The sequence below is a fragment of the Herbaspirillum sp. BH-1 genome (assembly GCF_002870055.1).
In the GTDB taxonomy this organism is placed as follows: Bacteria; Pseudomonadota; Gammaproteobacteria; order Burkholderiales; family Burkholderiaceae_D; genus Herbaspirillum; species Herbaspirillum frisingense.
Genome location: NZ_PKOI01000007.1, coordinates 92,223 through 113,957 on the forward strand (window position 1 = coordinate 92,223; position 21,735 = coordinate 113,957).

Here is a 21,735-nt window from a genome sequence, read left to right on the forward strand (position 1 = left end):
CCATGGACGTATCCCGCATTCGCGCCCTGCGCGGCCCCAATCTCTGGAGCAGACACACTGCCATCGAAGCCATCGTTTCCTGCCCGGAACACGAGCGCGTCATCGACGACATGCCCGGCTTCGAACTGCGCCTGCGCGCCCGCTTCCCGCAGATCGGCTTCCTCGAACCCGATGGCGGCAAGCAGGTGGTGTCGATGGCCCACGCGCTGGCCGCCGCGGCCCTGGCCCTGCAATCGCAGGCCGGCTGTCCGGTGACCTTCAGCCGCACGGTGTCCACCGTCGAGACCGGCATCTACCAGGTGGTGGTGGAATACAGCGAAGAGGAAGTCGGCCGCCTGGCCTTCGACCTGGCGCTGGAACTGGTGCAGGCGGCCCAGGCTGATGCGCCCTTCGACCTGACCGCCGCGCTCACCCGCATCCGCGAGCTGGACGAAGATGTCCGCCTGGGTCCTTCCACCGGCTCCATCGTCAATGCCGCCATCAAGCGTGGCATTCCCTATCGCCGCCTGACCCAGGGCAGCATGGTGCAGTTCGGCTGGGGTAGCCGTCAGAAGCGCATCCAGGCCGCCGAGACCAGCAACACCAGCGCCATTGCCGAATCCATCGCCCAGGACAAGGACCTGACCAAGATGCTGCTGCACGCCGCTGGTGTGCCGGTGCCCAACGGCCGCGTGGTCACCACGGCCGAAGACGCGCTCAAGGCGGCCGAGGAAATCGGTTCGGCCGTGGTCATCAAACCGCTGGACGGCAACCAGGGCAAGGGTGTGGCCGTCAACATCAGCACCCCGGAACAGATCACCCGTGCCTTCAACAACGCCGCCCTGATCAGCGATGAAGTGATCGTCGAGCGCTACCTGCCCGGCCACGACTTCCGCCTGCTGGTGATCGGCAAGACCCTGGTGGCGGCCGCCCGCCGCGACCCGCCGCAAGTTATCGGCGATGGCGTGCACACCATCCGCCAGCTGATCGACCAGGTCAACGCCGACCCGCTGCGCGGCGATGGCCACGCCACCTCGCTGACCAAGATCCGCCTGGACGACATCGCCCTGCTGGTGCTGTCGGGCCAGAACCTGGAACCCGAATCCATCCCCGCCCAGGGAGTACGCGTGGTCCTGCGCAACAACGCCAACCTGTCCACCGGCGGCACTGCCACCGATGTCACCGACGACGTCCATCCCGACGTGGCGGCACGCGCCATTGCGGCGGCCCAGATGGTGGGCCTGGACATCTGCGGGGTGGACGTGGTCTGCAACTCGGTACACATGTCGCTGGAAGAGCAAGGCGGCGGCATCGTCGAAGTCAATGCCGCGCCAGGCCTGCGCATGCACCTCTCGCCCTCCTACGGCAAGGCGCGCGATGTCGGCGAAGCCATCGTCTCGACCATGTACGACGACGGCGACGACGGCCGCATCCCCGTGGTCGCCGTAGCCGGCACCAACGGCAAGACCACCACCGTGCGTCTGATCACCCATCTGCTGGCCAAGACCGGCCTGCGCGTGGGCATGACCAATACCGATGGCGTCTACATTGACGGCCTGCGTACCGATACCGGCGACTGCAGCGGCCCGCGCAGCGCCCGCAACGTGCTGTTCCACCCGGAAGTCGATGCGGCCGTGCTGGAAACCGCACGTGGCGGCGTGCTGCGTGAAGGCCTGGGCTTTGATCGCTGCGCCGTGGCCGTAGTCACCAACATCGGCATGGGCGACCACCTGGGCCTGTCCTACATCAGCACCGTGGAAGACCTGGCCGTGGTCAAGCGCGTCATCGTCGAGAACGTCGCACCGACCGGCACGGCCGTGCTCAACGCCGCCGATCCGATGGTGGCCAAGATGGCCGCTTCCTGTCCCGGTTCGGTGACCTTCTTCGCGCTCGATCCCAGCCACCCCATCATGGCCACCCATCGCGCCCAGGGCCATCGCATCGTCTATCGCGATGGCGACGCCATCGTGGCCGCCCAGGGCAGCTTCGAAAAACGCCTGAAGCTCGCCGGCATCCCCCTGACCCGTGCCGGCGCCATCGGCTTCCAGGTCGAGAACGTGATGGCTTCGGTCGGCGCGGCATGGGCCCTGAACCTGGACTGGGAGCAGATCACCGGCGCCCTGGCCAGCTTCATCAGCGACAGCGGCACCGCACCGGGCCGCTTCAACCTGTTCGATTACAAGGGCGCCACCCTGATCGCCGACTACGGCCACAATCCGGACGCCATCCAGGCCCTGATCAAGGCTGTCGACAGCATGCCCGCCAAGCGCCGTTCGGTGGTCATCAGCGGTGCCGGTGACCGGCGCGATGTCGACATCACCCGCCAGACCGAACTGCTGGGCGATGCCTTCGACGAGGTGGTGCTGTATCAGGACCAGTGCCAGCGTGGCCGTGAAGATGGAGAAGTGATCGCCCTGCTGCGCCAGGGTCTGGAAAAGGCCAGCCGCACCAGCGACATCAAGGAAATCGACGGCGAATTCATCGCCATCGATACCGCCCTGGCGTCGCTGCAGCCGGGTGACCTGTGCCTGATCCTGATCGACCAGGTGGAAGAGGCGCTGGCGCACATCGACGCCCGCGTGAAAGAAAGCCACTGACCGCGACCGTACACCCGCCTGGCGGGTGATGCAAAAAGCGAAAAAGCATCCCGGCGCCGTGCCGGGATGCTTTTTTTACGACCGCCTCAAGCGCAAGACCGGGACTCAGTCGTCCTGATTGGGGTCCAGTTCGGGGAACAGCACTTCGGTAAAGCCGAACTGGCGGAAGTCGCGAATGCGCATCGGGTACAGGATGCCCTGCAGATGGTCGCACTCGTGCTGTACCACGCGGGCGTGGAAGCCCTCCACGGTGCGGTCGATCAGGTTGCCGTTCTGGTCCACGCCCTTGTAGCGCAGACGGCTCCAGCGCGGTACCACGCCGCGCATGCCGGGCACCGACAGGCAGCCCTCCCAGCCCTCCTCTTCCTGGTCGGACAGGGGTGTCAGGACGGGGTTGATCAGTACCGTCTCGGGCACGGCCGGGGCGTCCGGATAGCGCTGGTTGTGGCCGAAGCCGAAGATCACCAGCTGCAGATCGATACCGATCTGGGGCGCCGCCAGTCCCGCACCGTTGACGGCGCGCATGGTCTCGAACATGTCATCGACCAGCCGCGCCAGCTCGGGCGTGCCGAACTTGGTCACCGGCTGCGCCTGGCGCAGCAGGCGCGGGTCACCCATCTTGAGAATCTCGCGTATCGCCATTCATTTTCTCCATGAAAGACGCCCGGTCGGGCCGGGCATCAGGGTGTGAGCACATCAGGGCATCATCATGGTCGCACCATGCGAGCTCATCTTCAGCGCTGCTTGTTCGCCACTTCCTGCAGGTACTCGGAAAAGGCCGGGCCGGTTTCCGGATGCTTCAGGCCCATGGCCACCATGGCCTTCAGGTAACCCAGCTTGGAACCGCAATCATAGCGCTGCCCCTGATAGCGATAGGCCAGTACCGACTCGGCCTGCATCAGCTTGGCGATGCCGTCGGTCAGCTGGATTTCGCCGCCGGCACCGCGCGGGATGTTTTCCAGGTAGTGGAAGATGCGGCTGTTGAGCACATAGCGACCCACCACCGCCAGCGTGGACGGCGCCTCTTCCGGTGCCGGCTTCTCGACGATGGCATTGACGCGCTCGAGGTCGGGCTGGTAAGGCGTAGCGCTGACGATGCCATATTGGCGCGTTTCGCTCTTGGGCACTTCCTGCACCGCCAGCATGCTCATGCCTTCGCGGGCATAGATGTCGGTCATCTGTGCCAGCACCGGCTTGACACCGTCGTCGGTGTCCATGAAGTCATCGGCCAGCAGCACCGCGAACGGTTCCTCGCCCACCACCGGACGCGCACACAGCACGGCGTGGCCCAGGCCCAGCGGTTCGGACTGGCGGATGAAGATGCAATTGACGTTCTTGGGTACCACGTTCTGGACGATTTCCAGCAGCTTCTTCTTGCCGGCCGCTTCCAGTTCGCTTTCCAGCTCATAGGCCTTGTCGAAGTGGTCTTCGATGGCGCGCTTGTTGCGGCCGGTGATGAACACCATCTCGGTGATGCCGGCGGCCACCGCTTCTTCGACAGCGTAATGGATCAGCGGCTTGTCGACGATGGGCAGCATTTCCTTGGGTTGCGCCTTGGTGGCGGGCAGGAAGCGGCTGCCGAGACCGGCGACGGGAAAGACGGCTTTCTTGATCTTCTTGATCATCATGACTCCGAGGTAGGAATAGGTCTTGGTAGTGCGTTATCGTCTGCTTTGGCAGAGCAGCCCCGACTGAACGGGAATGTCATGGTGGCGCATTGTATATGAATAAAAAGACAAGGTAATTACGCCGGGTTGTCAGCGTTGTCAGCGTCGCCACCTTCACTGTCCGCATCGCCCGCACCGCCCTCGCCTGCACACAATGCCTTCAGGGCGTCCTCGTCCAGGATGGTCAACCCCAGCTCCTCGGCCTTGGCCAGCTTGCTGCCGGCGTCGGCGCCGGCCACCACGTAGCTGGTCTTCTTGGACACCGAGCCCGACACCTTGCCGCCGGCCGCCTCGATCAACTGCGAAGCCTGGTCGCGGGAGAGATTGGGCAGGCTGCCGGTCAACACGAAGGTCTTGCCGGCCAGGTGCTTGGCGCCGGCCTCCACACCTGCACTTTCGGGCCAGTGTACGCCGACTGCACGCAATTGCTCGACCAGTTCCACGTTGAGCGGATCACTGAAGAAGGCGCGCAGCGAACTGGCCACCACCGGGCCGATGTCGGCCACTTCCAGCAATTGCTCTTCGCTGGCCACCAGCAGCTTGTCGATGCCGCCGAAATGGCGTGCCAGCTCCTTGGCTGTGGCCTCGCCCACGTGGCGGATGCCCAGTGCATAGATGAAGCGCGCCAGCGTGGTGGTCTTGGACTTCTGCAGCGCGTCCAGCACGTTCTGTGCCGATTTCTCAGCCATGCGGTCCAGTTCGGACAGTGCCGACAGGCCCAGCCGATAGAGGTCAGCCGGGGTGTTGACTACCTTGCGATCAACCAGTTGTTCGACCAGTTGCTCGCCCAGTCCCTCGATATCCATGGCGCGACGCGAGGCAAAGTGCTGCAGGCCGCCCTTGCGCTGGGCAGCACACTTGAGCCAGCCCCCGGAGCAACGCGCCACCGCCTCGTCCTCGGCACGCACGATGGGCGAGCCGCACACCGGGCAGGCCGTGGGCATGACGAAGGCACGGGCGTCGGCCGGACGCTTCTCGGGCACATAGGCGACCACTTCCGGGATCACGTCGCCGGCACGCCGCACGATGACGGTGTCGCCGATCTGGATGTCTTTACGGCGTACCTCGTCCTCGTTATGCAGGGTGGCATTGGTGACGGTGACGCCGCCCACGAAGACCGGATTGAGTCGGGCCACCGGCGTGATGGCACCGGTGCGGCCGACCTGCACCTCGATGTCCTGCACCACCGTCAGCGCTTCCTGCGCCGGGAATTTATGGGCCAGCGCAAAGCGCGGCGCGCGCGAAACAAAGCCCAGGTATTTTTGCTGATCCAGCCGGTCTACCTTGTAGACCACGCCGTCGATCTCGTAGGGCAGGCTCTCGCGCTTGGCGCCGATGCCGCGGAAGAAATCCAGCAGCCCGGCCGCACCCGTGACCACGGCGCGCTCCTTGCACACCGGCAGGCCCAGTTCCTGGTACCAGTCCAGCAGTGCCGAATGCGAAGCCGGCATCTCGGCACCTTCCAGCACGCCGATGCCATAGGCGAAGAAGCGCAGCGTGCGCTGGGCGGTAATGCGCGAATCCAGCTGGCGCAGGCTGCCGGCAGCGGCATTGCGGGGGTTGGCAAACTCCTTCTGCCCGGCATCGCGCTGACGCTGGTTCAGGCGGGCGAAATCGCTCTTGTACATCAGCACTTCGCCGCGCACGTCGATCACCTGCGGTACCTGTTCGCCATGCAAGCGCAGGGGAATGGCGCGCACGGTGCGGATGTTGGCGGTGACGTTTTCGCCGGTCGTGCCGTCGCCCCGCGTGGCAGCCTGGACCAGCACGCCGTTTTCGTAACGCAGGCTGATGGCCAGGCCGTCGAACTTCAGTTCGGTGGCATAGCGCACTTCCTGCAGGCTTTCCAGCCCGTCGCGCACCCGCTTATCGAAGGCTTCGATATCCTCATCGGAAAAGCCATTGCCCAGCGACAGCATCGGCACTTCATGGCGCACCGGCTCGAATTGCGGCAAGGGGCCTGCCCCGACGCGCTGGGTGGGCGAGTCAGGGGTGAGCAGTTCGGGGTGGGCGGTTTCCAGCGCCTGCAGTTCCTGGAACAGCCGGTCATATTCGGCATCCGGAATGCTCGGCTGGTCCAGCACGTAATAGCTGTGATTGTGGCGATTCAGGTCGGCGCGCAGCGCGAAGGCGCGCACCAGCCAGTCCGGCGCCCCTTGCGGGGGCCGGCCGGCGGAAAACAGATCTGCTTGCATCGTGGAGGAGTAGGAACGGGGCCTTAGCTGAACAGGCGCAAGGCACGGGTGGAGCCGGCTGCGATCTCGGCCGATTCCATGGCGCTGTAGAAGGCGGCGACCTGTTCGGCGATATCGGCCAGGGCTTCATCGGAAAGGGGCTGGTCGCTGTCGTCGACGATCACGCCACCCAGGCGCTGGGCCAGCGAACGGGCGCAGGCCACCAGGGCGCCATAGCCGTCACGTGCCGGCGACACCCGCGGCACATCCAGCAGCAGCGTCAGGCGGTCGGTGGTCTCGTCGGTCGGCGTGGCATTGGTGGAGAGTGCAAAGAGTACCTCGCCCTCACCGTCCTGCATCACCAGGAAGCCTTCGGTGCGACGGTCGAAGCCCTGACGGGTCAGCGCCGCCAGCAGCGTCGCCAGGCTCCACGGCGCACCTTGCGAGCGCACGTTCACCGACAGCTGGACATCATGGTCGGCGATGAACTGGTGCAGCGCCTGGGCGGTCCGGATCACGTCAGGCATGTCCGGCAGTTCCGGTTCGCCCGAGAGCGAATCGGTCAGGTCACGCAGGCGCATGACCAGTTCCGAGTATTCGATTTCGTTGAGGGCGTTGCTGCGGTTGGCCAGCTGCGCACCGGCCAGCAACGCGGTGTAGATGCCGCCATGGGCCACGGCTTCCCAGTCGCCTTCGGCGGTGCGGCCGATGAAGTGCACCGGCTTGTTGCCGACATGGCGCAGGTTCTGCAACAGCGGCAGCAGCTTGTCGCCGCGCAGGGGGTTGTCCAGGGCGATGGGGATGTTGCAGTCGATGAGTTCATCGACCGGCAGTTCGCGGCGCGGCGCCAGGCGCGCCTGCATTTCGGGCGGCGGCGTGAAGGCGGGCGCGGCTTCGAACTGGTCTTCGGCACCGGCGATGACCTGGGCCACGGTCGATTGCGGGGCTTGGGCCAGGGCCTCGTCCAGCACCGCCTCGTCGGCGGCGCGGGGCAGCTCGCCGGCCGGCGGCTCGCCCAGGAAGGGTTCACGCGGCTCGAACTCGGCCTGGTCCTGGTAAGCCTTCACCGGCGCCGGCACGGGCCTGCGCTCGGGAATATCGTAGAGGGAGGGCTCGGTGCGCTCGGTCGTTTCCTCGGCCAGGGCCGAGGGGCCGGCAGCGGCACGCTCGCCCTGCGGCGCGGCGAACACCGGTTCAATGGCCGAGGGCTCATCCGGCGACATCAGCACATCGTCATGGGACGAAGAGAAGGCGCGCTCGACGGTCTTGCGCGCCTTGTGTTCCTGCCATTTGTTGTAGGAGATGACACCGACGACGAAGACGCCGCCGAGAATGATCAGGCTGGTCTGGAGATCCATCATCATGCTGCACGACCTTTCAGGCTATCTGGCTGGGGGGCGCCATCATGGGCGCCGCAGGGCATGGTCGGCTGGGAGAAGCTGCTCATCGAAGAAATCCGAATCCTATCAATCCAAGAAGGCCGACCGCGGCCGCCGGTACATGCGCGTCCGTCGCTGCCACGCTCGGCATTGCTGCGCCGCCATCGGCGTCGGCCAGGCAGGCGGACATCGGGCGCGTCGGACAGAAGGAGTACGGCAAGATCGCGGTCAAGATATTGTTATTTTTCCATGGCCCGTGGGGGCCGAGAATCGAAGCTACTGCGAACGCTGCGGCAAACGCAGCGCCGACCCGACACCGGCTGGGCAGACGCCCGGACCGGGCCGGTCGACAAGTTTTTCAGGGTACGGTCGCGCCCCCTGCTTGTCAAGCCGACAAAGACCTTGGCACTGCCAGCAAAAGGCATCCCGCACCCGACATCAGGCCGCCTGCTCGGCGCTGGAGAAGTTGGCGGCCGACTCCATGTCCACCGCCACGATGCGCGACACGCCCTGCTCCTGCATGGTCACCCCGATCAGCTGCTGCGCCATTTCCATGGCGATCTTGTTGTGGGAGATGAACAGGAACTGGGTATGGTCCGACATGCGCTTGACCATGTTGGCGAAGCGTTCGGTATTGGCATCGTCCAGCGGCGCGTCGACCTCGTCGAGCAAGCAGAACGGCGCCGGGTTCAGCTGGAACATGGAAAACACCAGGGCGGTCGCCGTCAGCGCCTTCTCGCCACCCGAGAGCAGGTGGATGGTGGCGTTCTTCTTGCCCGGCGGCTGCGCCATGACCTGCACGCCGGAATCCAGGATCTCGTCGCCAGTCATGATGAGCTTGGCCTGGCCGCCGCCGAAGAGCACCGGGAACAGCTCCGAGAAGTGGTGGTTGACCTTGTCAAAGGTGTCCTGCAGCAGGTCGCGGGTTTCCATGTCGATCTTGTGGATCGCATCCTGCAGGGTGGTAATGGCTTCGTTCAGATCGGCATGCTGCGCATCCAGGAAGTGCTTGCGCTCGGAAGCCGTGGCCAGTTCATCCAGCGCGGCCAGGTTGACCGCGCCCAGTGCCGCGATGGCATTGGTCAGGCGGGTCACTTCGCCTTGCAGGTAGGACGGGCGCATGTCGCTGGTCAGTTTCTCCGACAGCGCGGCCTCGTCGGCCTGGGTCTGGGCCAGGGCTTCGGAGAACTGCTCCTGGTTCAGGCGCGCGGCCTGTTCCTTCAGCTGCAGTTCGGTGATGCGGTCGCGCTGCGGCTGCAGGCTGCGTTCGGCCTGCATGCGGCTTTCTTCATGCGAGCGCAATTGCTGGGACAGCTGGTCCAGTTCGTGACGGGCATCGGCCAGTGCGCGTTCCTGCTCGCTGCGACGGTCCAGCAATTCCTGCAGGCCGGCCTGGGCGGCCTGGTCGTCCAGGCTTTCCAGCTCCAGCGAGCCTTGCTGCATGCTGGCGAACAATTGCGCCGCCTGTTCCAGGGCGGTGGCGATACCGCGCTTCAATTCCTCGATCTTGTTGCGATGGGACTTTTCGGCGAACTCGGTCTCCTGGGCCGCACGCTCCAGCTCGCGCAGGCGGGTCCGCGCGTCGTTGAGCTGCTGCTCCTTGTTCAGGTAATCGGTCTGGCCGTTTTCGTGCTGCTCCTGCAGCTCGGCCAGTTCGATATCGAGTTCCTCGAAGCGCGCTTCGGATTCGGCCTGGACCTGCTGCTGTTCGGCTTCCTGCATGCCGATTTCTTCCAGGTCGGTGGCGATCTGGGTGCTGCGCTGGTTGAAGCGCTCCTGCACCTCGGCCAGCTTCATTACCTCGATCTGCAGGCTATGCGCCGACTGGGTCAGCGAATTGACGCGCTGGCGCAGCTCCTGCAGACGCTGCGAAGCACCCGACAAGGCCGCCTCGGCGCGCACGGCACGGCCCTTGGCTTCCTCGGCCAGCATGGACTGGGCACGCTGCTGCTTGGTGATGTTCTCGATTTCCTGCTGGCGCGCCAGCATGCCGTCCTGCTCCGAATCGGAGGCATAGAAGCGCACGCTGGAATTGCTCACCACATGGCCCTGACGAGTCACGAAGAGACCACCCAGCGGCAGCTTCGAACGTTCGGCAAAGGCGGTAGCCGTGTCGTCGGCGATGTAGATGTGGTTGAGCCAGTCGTTCATCAGGGCGCGCAGGCCCGGATCGTTCAGCTGCAGCAGGCCCACGAAGGGCTTCAGGCCGGCGACCGGCTGCGCTTCCGGCTGGGCCAGCCCGGCATTGGGGGCGTACAGCGCCAGCTTGGCCGGCGGTGCATCGCTGAAGAAGGCCTTGGCCCAGTCCAGGTTGGACATTTCCAGGGCCGACATGCGCTCGCGCAGCACCGCTTCCAGCGCGGTTTCCCAGCCGGATTCGATGTGCAGCTTCTGCCACAGGCGCGGCAGTTCGGCCAGGCCGTGCTTTTCCAGCCAGGGCTGGACCTTGCCCTGCGCCTGCACGCTTTCCTGCAACTGCTTCAGGGCGCTCAGGCGTGCTTCCAGCTGGGCGTTGGCCGAGGTTTCCTTGCTCACCAGTTCCTGGGCGGTGCGACGCTCTTCTTCCAGGCGCGGCAACTGCTCCTGCGCCTCTTCCAGATACATGCTGGCCTCTTCCAGCGAGGCCTGCTTCTCTTCCAGCTGCATGCGCAGGTTGGACAGGTGCGTCTCGTCGGGCAGGGCCATGCCGTTCTTTTCCTGCATCAGCCGCTCGCGGCGCACCGCCAGGCCGGAGAGGATGTTGGAGGCATTGCGCTGGTGCGTCGATTGCAGCTCGATCTGCTGCTGCACCTGCATGATCTTGCCGCGCGATTCGGTGGTCTTCAGCTGCGACTCGCGCCAGGCGGCTTCCAGCGAGGGCAGGCGGTCGCTGCTGTCCTGCACGGCGTGCTGGGCCTGCTCCACGCGCATGCCGAATTCTTCCAGCTGGATTTCGGCCTCGGCCAGTTCTTCCTGCTGCTGCGTGCCCTGGCGCTGCCACTGGTCACGCTGCGCGCCCAGGGAGTTCAACTGGGCCTGCAGGCGGTTGCGCGATTCGATGACGAACTTGATCTGCGCTTCCAGGCTGCCGATCTCGGAGTTGGTCTGGTACAGGTGACCCTGCGCCTGGTGCAGGCGGTCGCCGGCACCGTAGTGGGCCTGGCGCATGTGCTCCAGTTCGGTCTCGACGTGGCGCAGCTTGGCGGTCTGCTCTTCCAGGTCGATCTGGGCGCGTTCGATTTCCTTGAAGAACTTTTCCTGCTCGGCCTTGGCTTCGTTCTTGCGCAGCAGCCACAGCAGCTTCTGCTTTTCTTCCTGGTCGTTCTGCAGCTCATGGAATTTCTTGGCCACGGCGGCCTGGGCTTCCAGCTTTTCCAGGTTGGCGTTGAGCTCGCGCAGGATGTCTTCCAGGCGGGTCAGGTTTTCGGTGGTATCGTGCAGGCGGTTCTCGGTCTCGCGGCGGCGTTCCTTGTACTTGGACACGCCAGCGGCTTCTTCCAGGAAGATGCGCAGCTCTTCGGGGCGCGCTTCGATGATGCGCGAGATCATGCCCTGGCCGATGATGGCGTAGGCACGCGGGCCCAGGCCGGTACCGAGGAAGATGTCCTGGATGTCGCGGCGACGCACCGACTGGTTGTTGATGTAGTAGGACGAGGTACCGTCGCGGGTCAGGGTGCGCTTGACGGCGATCTCGGCGTATTGCCCCCACTGGCCGGCAGCCTTGCCGGCGGAATTGTCGAACACCAGTTCGACCGAGGCGCGTCCGGCCGGCTTGCGGTGGGTGGAGCCGTTGAAGATGACGTCCTGCATCGACTCGCCGCGCAGCTCGGAGGCCTTGGACTCGCCCAGCACCCAGCGCACGGCGTCGATGATATTGGATTTGCCGCAGCCGTTGGGTCCGACCACGCCTACCAGCTGCCCCGGAACCTGGAAATGCGTAGGCTCGACGAAGGACTTGAATCCAGATAATTTGATGGAAGTTAGACGCACGTTATCGACAAATTAGAACAATTGAGGGAAAGCGGGAATTTTGCTTCCGGGAAGGCCGGTATCATAACATCGCCAGCCCCCGCCACGGCCAAAAACGGCCCTCGCCCGAGCCCTGGCCGGCGCTGTCACCGCCCTGCTCCCGCCCAATGAAAAACGCTGTGCCGACTTGCATCGGCACAGCGTCAAGCGCTATCTACGGCGGCAGCAAGGATCAGAAGGTTTCCCAGTCCCCGTCATCGCCGGCGGGCGCCGGCTTCTTCGCGGCAGCGGCCGGCTTGGCCGCCGGTATGGCTAGTGCGGCTGCCTTGGCGGGGGCCGCCGGGTTCGCCGAAGCGGCCGCCTTCGGCGTCAGCTTCTTCGGGGCGGGCTTGAAGGACGGCGCAGACGCCGGCTTGGCCGCCATTGCCGGGGCCGGGCGCGCAGCCGCCTCCACGGCGGAGGCCTCGCCTTCGACCTGGAAGGTGGCCACGGCCGCCTTCAGGCGTCGCGCCTGCTCTTCCAGCGAGCCGGCTGCGGCGGCGGCTTCCTCGACCAGCGCCGCATTCTGCTGGGTCACCTGGTCCATCTCGCCAATGGCCAGGTTGACCTGTTCGATGCCGCGGCGCTGCTCTTCGGAAGCGGCCGAGATTTCACTGACGATATCGGTCAGGCGATGCACCGCCGAGACCACCTCGCCCATGGTTTCACCGGCGCGGGCCACCTGGTCGGAGCCACTGCCCACGCGCTGCACCGAATCCTCGATCAGGGCCTTGATTTCCTTGGCGGCCTGGGCGCTACGCTGGGCCAGCGAGCGCACCTCGGAGGCCACCACCGCAAAGCCGCGGCCCTGCTCGCCGGCCCGGGCCGCCTCGACCGCGGCATTCAGGGCCAGGATATTGGTCTGGAAGGCAATGCCATCGATGACGCCGATGATGTCCGAAATCTTGCGCGAACTTTCAGTAATCCCTTCCATGGTCTGCACTACCTGACCCACCACCTCGCCCCCGCGCTGGGCGATTTCCGAAGCGTTGTTGGCCAGTTGCCCGGCCTGGCGGGCGTTGTCGGCGTTCTGCTTGACGGTGGCGGTCAGCGAATCCATGTTGGAAGCAGTAGTCGCCAGTGAACCAGCCTGTTCTTCGGTACGCGAAGACAAGTCCAGGTTGCCGGCCGCGATCTCGTGCGCACCGACGTCGATGGCATCGGTGCCCTGGCGGATGCCCTTGATCACCCCGGCCAGGCGTTCGCGCATGGTGGCCATCTCGTAGAGCAGGCTGCGCTGGTCACCGGGCCGGGTATCGACCTTCACGGTCAGGTCGCCGTTGGCGATGCGGGTGGCGATGGCCACCGCATAGGCCGGCTCGCCGCCCAGGCTGCCGGTGATGCGGCGGATGATGGCCAGCATCATCACCGACACCACCACCCCCACCACCAGCAGGATGCCCATCAGCCTGAGCAGGTCGCTGCGGAACTGTGCCTGTACGTCGCTCAGGAACACGCCGGTGACGATGAACCAGTCCCAGGTCTTGTTATGCACGACATAGCTCATCTTGGGGGTGCGGTTGCTGTCATCGGTACCGGGCAGGCGGCCCATGTACTGGACGAAGCCCTGCTGCTTTTCCTGGCCGACCTTCATCATCTCGACGTAGTAGGCCTTGCCCTCGGAATCCTTGCGATCGGCCACGTTCTTGCCGATCATGGCCTTGTTGGAGGGCAACATCAACACCACCGGGCGGGAATCGAAGATGAACAGGTAGTTGTCGCCGTCGTAACGCATGGCGCCGATGCGCTCCAGCGCGCTTTTCTGCGCCTCTTCCTTGGAGAGCTTGCCGGCGGCGACATCGGCCACATAGCTGTTGACCACCCCATTGGCGGCCTCCACCACGCGGCGCAGACCATCCTTGCGTTCGTCCATCATGTTTTCACGGGCGCTGAAGGCCGACCAGGCGGCCAGCAGCAACAGTCCTACCCACATCACGACCAGCGCAGACAGTAGCTGCGCCTTTAGGCTTTTCATTCTTGTTCTCCGGGGTTCAGTGCCAGCCTTGTGAGCTGGCCAGTTTTGGCGAGCGCCCACAATACCCCCGAAAGCTTGCTGACAATCCACTGAATACACCCGCTACGCAGGCCTGATTTTCGGGATTGCACATTTCATAACGTGGCTGCGACATGGACTGAACACCTGCGCAGCCCGCTTGCCGGCAACCCGAGCTCTTGTCTCTCATGCATGTCATCGTATCAATTCGCCAGGCGACCATCGGCGCGGCAATGACGGTATAATCGCAAGCTTTCCCAGCCCTTTGCCGTGGCCGTCCTTCCTGCCTGATGATCGCGTTCTCGCTGATGATCCGGCCAGTTGCCGGCCCGGGCAGCTTTACTCCAGCCCCAGCGACGTGAATCCCCTACTCGACCAACTGCAGCCCTATCCCTTCGAAAAGCTCAAGAAGCTCTTCGCCGGCATCACGCCCGATCCGGCCTATCGTCCGATCAGCCTGGGTATCGGCGAGCCCAAGCATCCGACGCCGGAATTCATCAAGCGCGCGCTGACCGACAACCTGGCCGGCCTGGCTTCCTACCCGGCCACGCTGGGCAGCGACGCCCTGCGCGGTGCGATTGCCGACTGGCTGCAGAATCGCTATGGCATCCTGCGCCCTGATCCGGCCACCGAAATCCTGCCGGTCAATGGTTCGCGCGAGGCGCTGTTCTCGCTGACGCAGACCGTGATCGACCCCACCAGGCCTGGCGCGCTGGTGATGTGCCCCAACCCGTTCTACCAGATCTACGAAGGCTCGACCTACCTGGCCGGGGCCCAGCCGTACTTCGTCAATTCCGACCCGGCGCGCAACTTTGCACCGGACTTCAGTCAGGTGCCGCAAGAGGTGTGGGAGCGCGTGCAACTGCTCTTCGTCTGCTCGCCCGGCAACCCCACGGGCGCGGTGCTGACGCTGGAAGACTGGAAGGAGCTGTTCGCCCTGTCGGATCGCTATGGCTTCGTGATTGCCTCCGACGAGTGCTATTCCGAAATCTACTTCAAGCAGGAGCCGCCGCTGGGTGGCCTGGAAGCCGCCCGCAAGCTGGGCCGCGACTACCGCAACCTGATCGCGTTTTCCAGCCTGTCAAAGCGCTCCAACGTGCCGGGCATGCGCTCGGGCTTCGTGGCCGGTGATGCGGCGATCCTGAAGAAATTCCTGCTCTACCGCACCTATCATGGCGGCGCCATGAGCCCGGTGATCCAGGCAGCGTCGGTAGAGGCCTGGAAGGACGAGACCCATGTCCAGGACAACATCGCCAAGTACGTCACCAAGTTCTCGCAGGTCACCCCGCTCCTGCAGGAAGTGCTGGACGTGGCCCTGCCCGACGCCGCCTTCTACCTCTGGGCGAAGGTTGACAAGCTGGTCGCCATCAGCGACACCGAATTCGCCCGTCGCCTGTACGCCGAATATAATGTCACGGTGCTGCCCGGCAGCTACCTGGCGCGCGAGGCGCATGGCGTCAACCCTGGCGCCGGCCGCATCCGCATGGCCCTGGTGGCCGAAGTCGAGGAATGCCTGGAGGCGGCGCAACGCATCGTCGCCTTTACCAGGAAACTCGCCGGCCAGGGCTAAAAGCCCGCCGACAAGCGAGACCAATACCCCTTTCACCCAACCGTTCATAGATACCAACATGACACAGTCCATTCAGCAAATCATCGATCAGGCGTGGGAAGACCGCGCCAGCCTGTCCCCCAAGAGCGCTCCGGCCGACATCCGCAATGCAGTCGCCGAAGTGATCGCAGGCCTGAACGATGGCACCCTGCGCGTCGCCAACCGTCAAGGCGTCGGCCAGTGGGAAGTCAACCAATGGGTGAAGAAGGCCATCCTGCTGTCCTTCCGCCTGGAAGACAACGTGCCGATGTCGGCCGGAACCGGCTACCCGCAGTTCTACGACAAGGTGCCCACCAAGTTCGCCAACTACACCGCCGAAGATTTCGCCAAGGGTGGCTTCCGCGTGGTGCCGCCTGCTGTGGCCCGTCACGGTTCCTTCATCGGCCGCAACGTGGTGCTGATGCCGTCCTACGTCAACATCGGCGCCTATGTCGATGAAGGCACGATGGTCGACACCTGGGCCACCGTCGGCTCGGCTGCGCAGATCGGCAAGAACGTTCACCTGTCCGGCGGTGTCGGCATCGGCGGCGTGCTGGAGCCGGTGCAGGCCGGTCCGGTCATCATCGAAGACAATTGCTTCATCGGTGCCCGTTCGGAAGTGGTCGAAGGCGTCATCATCGAAGAAAACTCGGTGCTGTCCATGGGCGTGTACATCGGCCAATCGACCAAGATCTATGACCGCGAAACCGGTGAAGTGCATTACGGCCGCGTGCCGGCCGGTTCCGTGGTGGTGCCGGGCAATCTGCCCTCCAAGGATGGCAAGTACAGCCTGTACGCCGCGATCATCGTCAAGAAGGTCGATGCCCAGACCCGTTCCAAGACTTCCATCAACGAACTGCTGCGCGGCGAGTAATCCCGCCTTGCGGCTTCCTTGAAGTCCTGCAACACCACGCGCCGCGCCGGTCGTCTCGTACACCGGCGCGGCGTCGTGTTCTAGTGGCCCCCATTGCAAAGCGCGAGAACGAGCATGAGCGACAAGATCACCCTCTACGGCATCCCCAACTGCGACACCGTCAAGAAGGCCCGCGTGTGGCTGGACGAGCAAGGGATCGCCTTCCACTTCCACGATTTCAAGAAGGCCGGCCTGGAGCCCGCCCAGGTGCAAGCCTGGTTGAAGGACGTGGAGCGCGACGTGCTGGTCAACCGCAAGGGGACCACCTGGCGCGCCCTGCCCGACGAACGCAAGGCCGCCATCACCGATGACGCTGCCGCAGTCGCCCTGATGGTGGAAAACCCCTCGGTGGTGAAGCGCCCGGTGCTCTTCGACGGCAAGCAGTATCACGTCGGCTTCAAGGCCGATCAGTATCAACACATTTTCGAGAAATGATCATGAGCAAGACGCTGGCCCTGACCCAGGAATTGATGTCCCTTTCTTCCGTCACCCCTGAAGACAAAGGCTGCCAGGCGCGGCTGGCGGAGTTGCTCGCGCCCCTGGGCTTCGTCTGCGAGACCATCCAGTCCGGTGACGTCACCAACCTGTGGGCGCGCAAGGGAACAGCCCAGCCGCTGGTGGTCTTCGCCGGCCACACCGACGTGGTACCGACCGGCCCGCTGGAGAAGTGGCAGTCGCATCCGTTCCAGCCGACCCTGCGCGAGGGCCGCCTGTATGGCCGTGGCGCCTCCGACATGAAGACCTCGATCGCCGCCATGGTGGTGGCCTGCGAAGAGTTCACCGCAGCGCACCCGGATCACAAGGGTTCGATCGGTTTTCTCATCACCAGCGATGAAGAAGGCCCGGCCATCGACGGCACCGTGGTGGTCTGCAATGCCCTGAAGGCACGCGGCGAGCAACTGGACTACTGCATCGTGGGCGAGCCGACCTCGGCCAAGACCCTGGGCGACATGATCAAGAACGGCCGCCGCGGCACCATGTCGGGCAAGCTGACCGTCAAGGGCATCCAGGGCCACATCGCCTATCCGCAACTGGCGCGCAACCCCATTCACCAGGCCGCGCCGGCGCTGGCCGAGCTGGTCGCCGAACAGTGGGATGCGGGCAATGAATACTACCTGCCGACGTCCTGGCAGGTCTCCAACATCCATGGCGGCACCGGTGCCTCCAATGTGATCCCGGGTGAAGTGGTGATCGACTTCAACTTCCGCTTCTCCACCGCCAGCACCGTGGAGGGCCTGCAGCAGCGCGTGCACGCCATCCTGGACAAGCATGGCCTGGAATACGACCTGAAGTGGACAGTCGGCGGCCTGCCCTTCCTGACACCGCGCGGCGACCTGTCGGATGCGCTGGCCAAGGCGATCAAGGACGAGACCGGCCTGGAGACCGAACTGTCGACCACCGGCGGCACCTCGGATGGCCGCTTCATCGCCCAGATCTGCCCGCAGGTGATCGAATTCGGTCCGCCCAACGACAGCATCCACAAGATCGACGAGCACATCGAAGTGCGCTACATCGATCCCCTGAAGAACATCTACCGCAAGACGCTGGAAAACCTGCTGGCCTGAGTGCCGCAGCATTGAAGAGAACATCATGACCCCCAACAATTTCTCCACCGTGCGCGACCTGCTGCGCTACGCCGTGACCCGTTTCAACACCGAGCAACTGTTCTTCGGTCACGGCAGCAGCAATGCGCTGGACGAGGCAGCCTACCTGATCCTGCATACGCTGAAGCTGCCGCTGGACCAGCTCGATCCCTTCCTCGATGCGCGTCTGCTGCCCGAGGAAATTGCCTCCGTCATGCGCGTGATCGAACGCCGCAGCAAGGACCGCGTACCGGCCGCCTACATCACCAATGAAGCCTGGCTGGGCGCCTATCGCTTCTACGTCGATGAGCGCGTGATCGTGCCGCGTTCCTTCATCGCCGAACTGATTCCGCAGCATTTCTCGCCGTGGATCCAGGACCCGGAAGCCATCGTGAATGCGCTGGACCTGTGTACCGGTTCGGGCTGCCTGCCGGTCTTGCTGGCCGATGCCTTCCCCCATGCGCAGATCGATGCCGTCGACATCTCCGCTGATGCCCTGGCGGTGGCGCGCAAGAACGTGGACGAGTACCAGCTGCAGGAGCGCATCAACCTGGTCGAGTCGGACCTCTACACCCAACTGCCGGCCCGCAAGTACGACCTGATCATCAGTAATCCGCCGTATGTGAATTCCGGTTCCATGGCCAAGCTGCCGCAGGAATACCTGCGCGAGCCGCAACTGGCGCTGGCCGGCGGCGAAGATGGCATGGACCTGGTGCGCAAGATCGTCGCTGGCGCCGCTGAACGTCTCACGCCCGAAGGCGTGCTGGTGGTCGAGATCGGTAACGAACGCGCCTTTGCCGAAGCCGCCTTCCCGGAACTGGAACTGACCTGGCTGACCACCAGCGCCGGTGACGACATGGTGTTCCTGGTCACGGCCGAACAACTGCAACTGGGCTGAACTGCCAGGCCCGCCCTGCTCCACCGCGTTCCACTGATTGTGAATCACCGATGATCCGTTTCCAGCAAGTCTCCCTCCAGCGCGGCGTCAAGCCGCTGCTGGAGAATGTCGACCTGACGCTCAACCCGGGCGACAAGATCGGCCTGATCGGCGCCAATGGCGCCGGCAAGTCCAGCCTGTTCGCCATGCTGCGTGGCGAACTGCACGCGGACCAGGGCAATATCGATTTCCCGGCACGCTGGCGTATGGCCTACGTGGCGCAGGAAACGCCGGCGCTGGACCGTCCGGCCATCGAATACGCCATCGATGGCGACGCCCACCTGCGCCAGCTGGAAGCCGATCTGGCCCGCGCCGAAGCGCAGCCCGATGACAAGCACGACGGCAACCACATCGCCGAACTGCACACCGCCCTGGCCGATGCCGACGCCTATACGGTGCGCTCGCGTGCCGAGCAGTTGCTGCTGGGCCTGGGCTTTTCGCTGGAGCAGATGGCGCGGCCGGTGGCCAGCTTCTCGGGCGGCTGGCGCATGCGCCTGAACCTGGCACAGGCGCTGATGTGCCCGTCCGACCTGCTGCTGCTGGATGAACCGACCAACCACCTGGACCTGGATGCCATCATCTGGCTGGAAGACTGGTTGAAGCGCTACCCGGGCACCCTGCTGATCATTTCCCACGATCGCGATTTCCTGGATGGCGTGGTCAATGTCATCGTCCATATCGATGATCGCAAGCTCAAGCGTTATTCCGGCAACTACAGCGCCTTCGAGCGCCAGCGCTCGGCGCAGCTGGAGCTGATGGCCGGCATGATCGAGAAGCAGCAGCGCCAGCGCGCCCACCTGCAATCCTTCATCGACCGCTTCAAGGCCAAGGCTACCAAGGCGCGCCAGGCGCAGAGCCGCATGAAGGCGCTCTCCAAGATGGAAGAGCTGGCACCGCTGCGGGCGGCGGCCGAATTCTCCTTCGAGTTCCGCGAACCGCTGTCGGCACCCAACCCGCTGCTGGTGATGGAAAAGGTCAATGCCGGCTATCACATCGAGGGCAAGAACGGCGCGCCGGATGAAGACAAGATCATCGTGCATGGCATCGACTTTTCGCTGCAGAACGGCCAGCGCATCGGCCTGTTGGGCGTCAACGGCGCCGGCAAGTCCACGCTGATCAAGACGGTGGCAGGCGAGATCGATCCGCTGTCGGGCACGGCCCGCCTGGGCAAGGGGCTGGTGATCGGTTACTTCGCCCAGCACCAGGTGGAGATGCTGCGCCATGACGAATCGCCGCTGTGGCACCTGACGCGACTGGCGCCGGATGTGCGCGAGCAGGAGTTGCGCAACTTCCTGGGCAGCTTCAACTTCAACGGCACCATGGCATCGTCCTCCATCGCGCCCTTCTCGGGTGGCGAAAAAGCCAGGCTGGCCCTGGCCCTGATCGTCTGGCAGCGCCCCAACCTCCTGCTGCTGGACGAACCGACCAACCACCTTGACCTGGAAACCCGTGAAGCCTTGACCATGGCCCTGGCGCAGTTCGAAGGCACGCTGGTCCTGGTGTCCCACGATCGGCACCTGTTGCGTGCCACCACCGACCAGTTCCTGATCGTGGCCGAGGGCAAGCTGCAAGACTTCGACGGCGACCTGGACGACTACAAGGACTGGCTCTTCAAGACCAAGCTGGCCGCACGCAATGATGCGGCTGCCGCAGCGCCCCTGCCCACGGCCAGCCAGGTGGCGGACGCCGCTTCGTCGGCCAGCACCGTGGACCGCAAGGAGCAGAAGCGACTGGAAGCCGAGCAGCGCCAGAAGATGTCGGCGCTGAAGAAGCCCATTGAGACGCGCATCAAGCGGCTGGATGAACAGATCGCCAAGCTCAATGCGCGCAAGGCTGACATCGATGCGCGGCTGGGAAGTGCCGATATCTACGATGCGGCCAACAAGGAAGAACTGAAGACGCTCATCACCGACCAGGCCTATTGCAGCAAGGAGCTGGAACAGCTGGAGAACGAGTGGCTGGAGCAGCAGGAAGCGCTGGAGCAACTGCAGGCCTGATGCCGCCTGGCTGGGGGCCGGCATAAGCTTTCTACATCAAAGTCTTAAGCCTGCCCTTGCAGTTCGGCAAAACGAAGGCATCATGGCGACCTGGCTGCGTTTTCGTGGCGATTGTTTTCGAAAGGAAATCAACAAATGAACAAGAACATCAAGCAATGGCTGCTGGCTGGCGTTGGCGCTGCACTGCTGGCCTCTTCCCTGAGCGTTTCCGCAGCTGACCTGCTGCAATCGGTCAAGAGCAGCGGCACCCTGAAAGTGGCGCTGGAAGGCAATTACCCGCCGTTCAACTTCAAGGACGCCAAGACCGGCGAGCTGACCGGCTTCGAGGTCGACGTGGCCAAGCTGCTGGCGGCCAAGCTGGGCGTGAAACCCGTCTTCACCACCACCGAATGGAGCGGCATTCTGGCGGGCTTGGGCGCCGGCAAGTATGACGTCATCATCAACCAGGTGGGTATTACCGACGAACGCCAGAAGGCCTTCGACTTTTCCGATCCCTACACCCTCTCCAGCGCACAGTTGATCGTGCGCAAGGATGAAAAGCGCGAATTCAAGAATCTGGAAGACCTGAAGGGCAAGAAGCTCGGCCTGGGCCAGGGCACCAACTTCGAACAGAAGGCCAAGGCCGTGCCGGGCATCGACGTGCGCACCTATCCGGGCTCGCCGGAATACCTGGCTGACCTGGCCGCCGGTCGCATCGATGCTGCCCTGAATGACAGCCTGCTGGTCGGCTACATCCTGAAGTCGACCAACCTGCCCTTGAAGGCCGGCAGTCCCATTGGCACGGTCGACAAGATCGGCATCCCCTTCCGCAAGGGCAACCCGGAATTCAAGGCCGCGCTGAACAAGGCCCTGGCCGACATCAAGGCCGACGGCAGCTTCAAGGCCGCTTCCGAGAAGTGGTTCGGCATTGACGTGAGCCAGGCGCCGAAAGCACAATAAGG

Annotated in this window: 14 protein-coding genes; 8 read left to right on the forward strand and 6 right to left on the reverse strand. The window is 64.3% G+C overall.

Features of this window, described 5'->3' with window-relative positions:
* Nucleotides 1–2 precede the first annotated feature (2 nt).
* A complete protein-coding gene (gene cphA / locus HBH1_RS11685; protein WP_102662895.1) occupies nt 3–2,576 on the forward strand; it encodes a cyanophycin synthetase in 2,574 nt (857 codons plus the stop codon).
* A gap of 105 nt (nt 2,577–2,681) precedes the next feature.
* On the opposite strand, the gene def is transcribed toward cphA, so the two are convergent.
* From def to HBH1_RS11715, 6 genes are all read right to left on the reverse strand, one after another.
* On the reverse strand, nt 2,682–3,218 hold the full coding sequence (def, locus tag HBH1_RS11690; RefSeq protein ID WP_102662896.1) for a peptide deformylase: 537 nt from the start codon (nt 3,216–3,218) through the stop codon (nt 2,682–2,684).
* A gap of 92 nt (nt 3,219–3,310) precedes the next feature.
* Nucleotides 3,311–4,201 (reverse strand): UTP--glucose-1-phosphate uridylyltransferase GalU, encoded by an 891-nt coding sequence (galU, locus tag HBH1_RS11695; RefSeq protein WP_102662897.1) that lies wholly within the window; start codon nt 4,199–4,201, stop codon nt 3,311–3,313.
* Between the two features lie 119 nt (nt 4,202–4,320).
* Nucleotides 4,321–6,438, reverse strand: a complete 2,118-nt coding sequence (gene ligA / locus HBH1_RS11700) for an NAD-dependent DNA ligase LigA (protein ID WP_102662898.1) — start codon at nt 6,436–6,438, stop codon at nt 4,321–4,323.
* Nucleotides 6,439–6,461: 23 nt separating this feature from the next.
* Nucleotides 6,462–7,781, reverse strand: a complete 1,320-nt coding sequence (locus tag HBH1_RS11705; RefSeq protein WP_102662899.1) for a cell division protein ZipA C-terminal FtsZ-binding domain-containing protein — start codon at nt 7,779–7,781, stop codon at nt 6,462–6,464.
* Between the two features lie 453 nt (nt 7,782–8,234).
* Nucleotides 8,235–11,765, reverse strand: coding sequence for a chromosome segregation protein SMC (smc, locus tag HBH1_RS11710; protein WP_102662900.1), 3,531 nt, complete (start codon nt 11,763–11,765; stop codon nt 8,235–8,237).
* Between the two features lie 211 nt (nt 11,766–11,976).
* Nucleotides 11,977–13,758 carry a methyl-accepting chemotaxis protein gene (locus HBH1_RS11715; protein ID WP_102662901.1) on the reverse strand — a complete coding sequence of 594 codons (1,782 nt, stop codon included), beginning with the start codon at nt 13,756–13,758 and terminating at the stop codon, nt 11,977–11,979.
* Between the two features lie 376 nt (nt 13,759–14,134).
* Between HBH1_RS11715 and dapC the strand changes: the two genes are divergently transcribed.
* The 7 genes from dapC (at nt 14,135) to HBH1_RS11750 (ending at nt 21,733) form a co-directional block, all read left to right on the forward strand.
* Nucleotides 14,135–15,346, forward strand: coding sequence for a succinyldiaminopimelate transaminase (gene dapC / locus HBH1_RS11720; RefSeq protein WP_102662902.1), 1,212 nt, complete (start codon nt 14,135–14,137; stop codon nt 15,344–15,346).
* Between the two features lie 58 nt (nt 15,347–15,404).
* Nucleotides 15,405–16,238 carry a 2,3,4,5-tetrahydropyridine-2,6-dicarboxylate N-succinyltransferase gene (gene dapD / locus HBH1_RS11725; RefSeq protein ID WP_006462557.1) on the forward strand — a complete coding sequence of 278 codons (834 nt, stop codon included), beginning with the start codon at nt 15,405–15,407 and terminating at the stop codon, nt 16,236–16,238.
* Between the two features lie 114 nt (nt 16,239–16,352).
* Nucleotides 16,353–16,712, forward strand: coding sequence for an ArsC family reductase (locus tag HBH1_RS11730; RefSeq protein ID WP_102662903.1), 360 nt, complete (start codon nt 16,353–16,355; stop codon nt 16,710–16,712).
* Between the two features lie 2 nt (nt 16,713–16,714).
* The gene (dapE, locus tag HBH1_RS11735) at nt 16,715–17,842 is read left to right on the forward strand and encodes a succinyl-diaminopimelate desuccinylase (RefSeq protein ID WP_102663001.1); all 1,128 of its coding nucleotides are present in this window, start codon (nt 16,715–16,717) and stop codon (nt 17,840–17,842) included.
* Nucleotides 17,843–17,867: 25 nt separating this feature from the next.
* Nucleotides 17,868–18,758, forward strand: a complete 891-nt coding sequence (gene prmB / locus HBH1_RS11740; protein ID WP_102662904.1) for a 50S ribosomal protein L3 N(5)-glutamine methyltransferase — start codon at nt 17,868–17,870, stop codon at nt 18,756–18,758.
* Nucleotides 18,759–18,808: 50 nt separating this feature from the next.
* On the forward strand, nt 18,809–20,794 hold the full coding sequence (locus tag HBH1_RS11745) for an ATP-binding cassette domain-containing protein (RefSeq protein ID WP_102662905.1): 1,986 nt from the start codon (nt 18,809–18,811) through the stop codon (nt 20,792–20,794).
* 135 nt (nt 20,795–20,929) lie between these two features.
* Nucleotides 20,930–21,733, forward strand: a complete 804-nt coding sequence (locus HBH1_RS11750; RefSeq protein ID WP_102662906.1) for a cystine ABC transporter substrate-binding protein — start codon at nt 20,930–20,932, stop codon at nt 21,731–21,733.
* Nucleotides 21,734–21,735 lie beyond the last annotated feature (2 nt).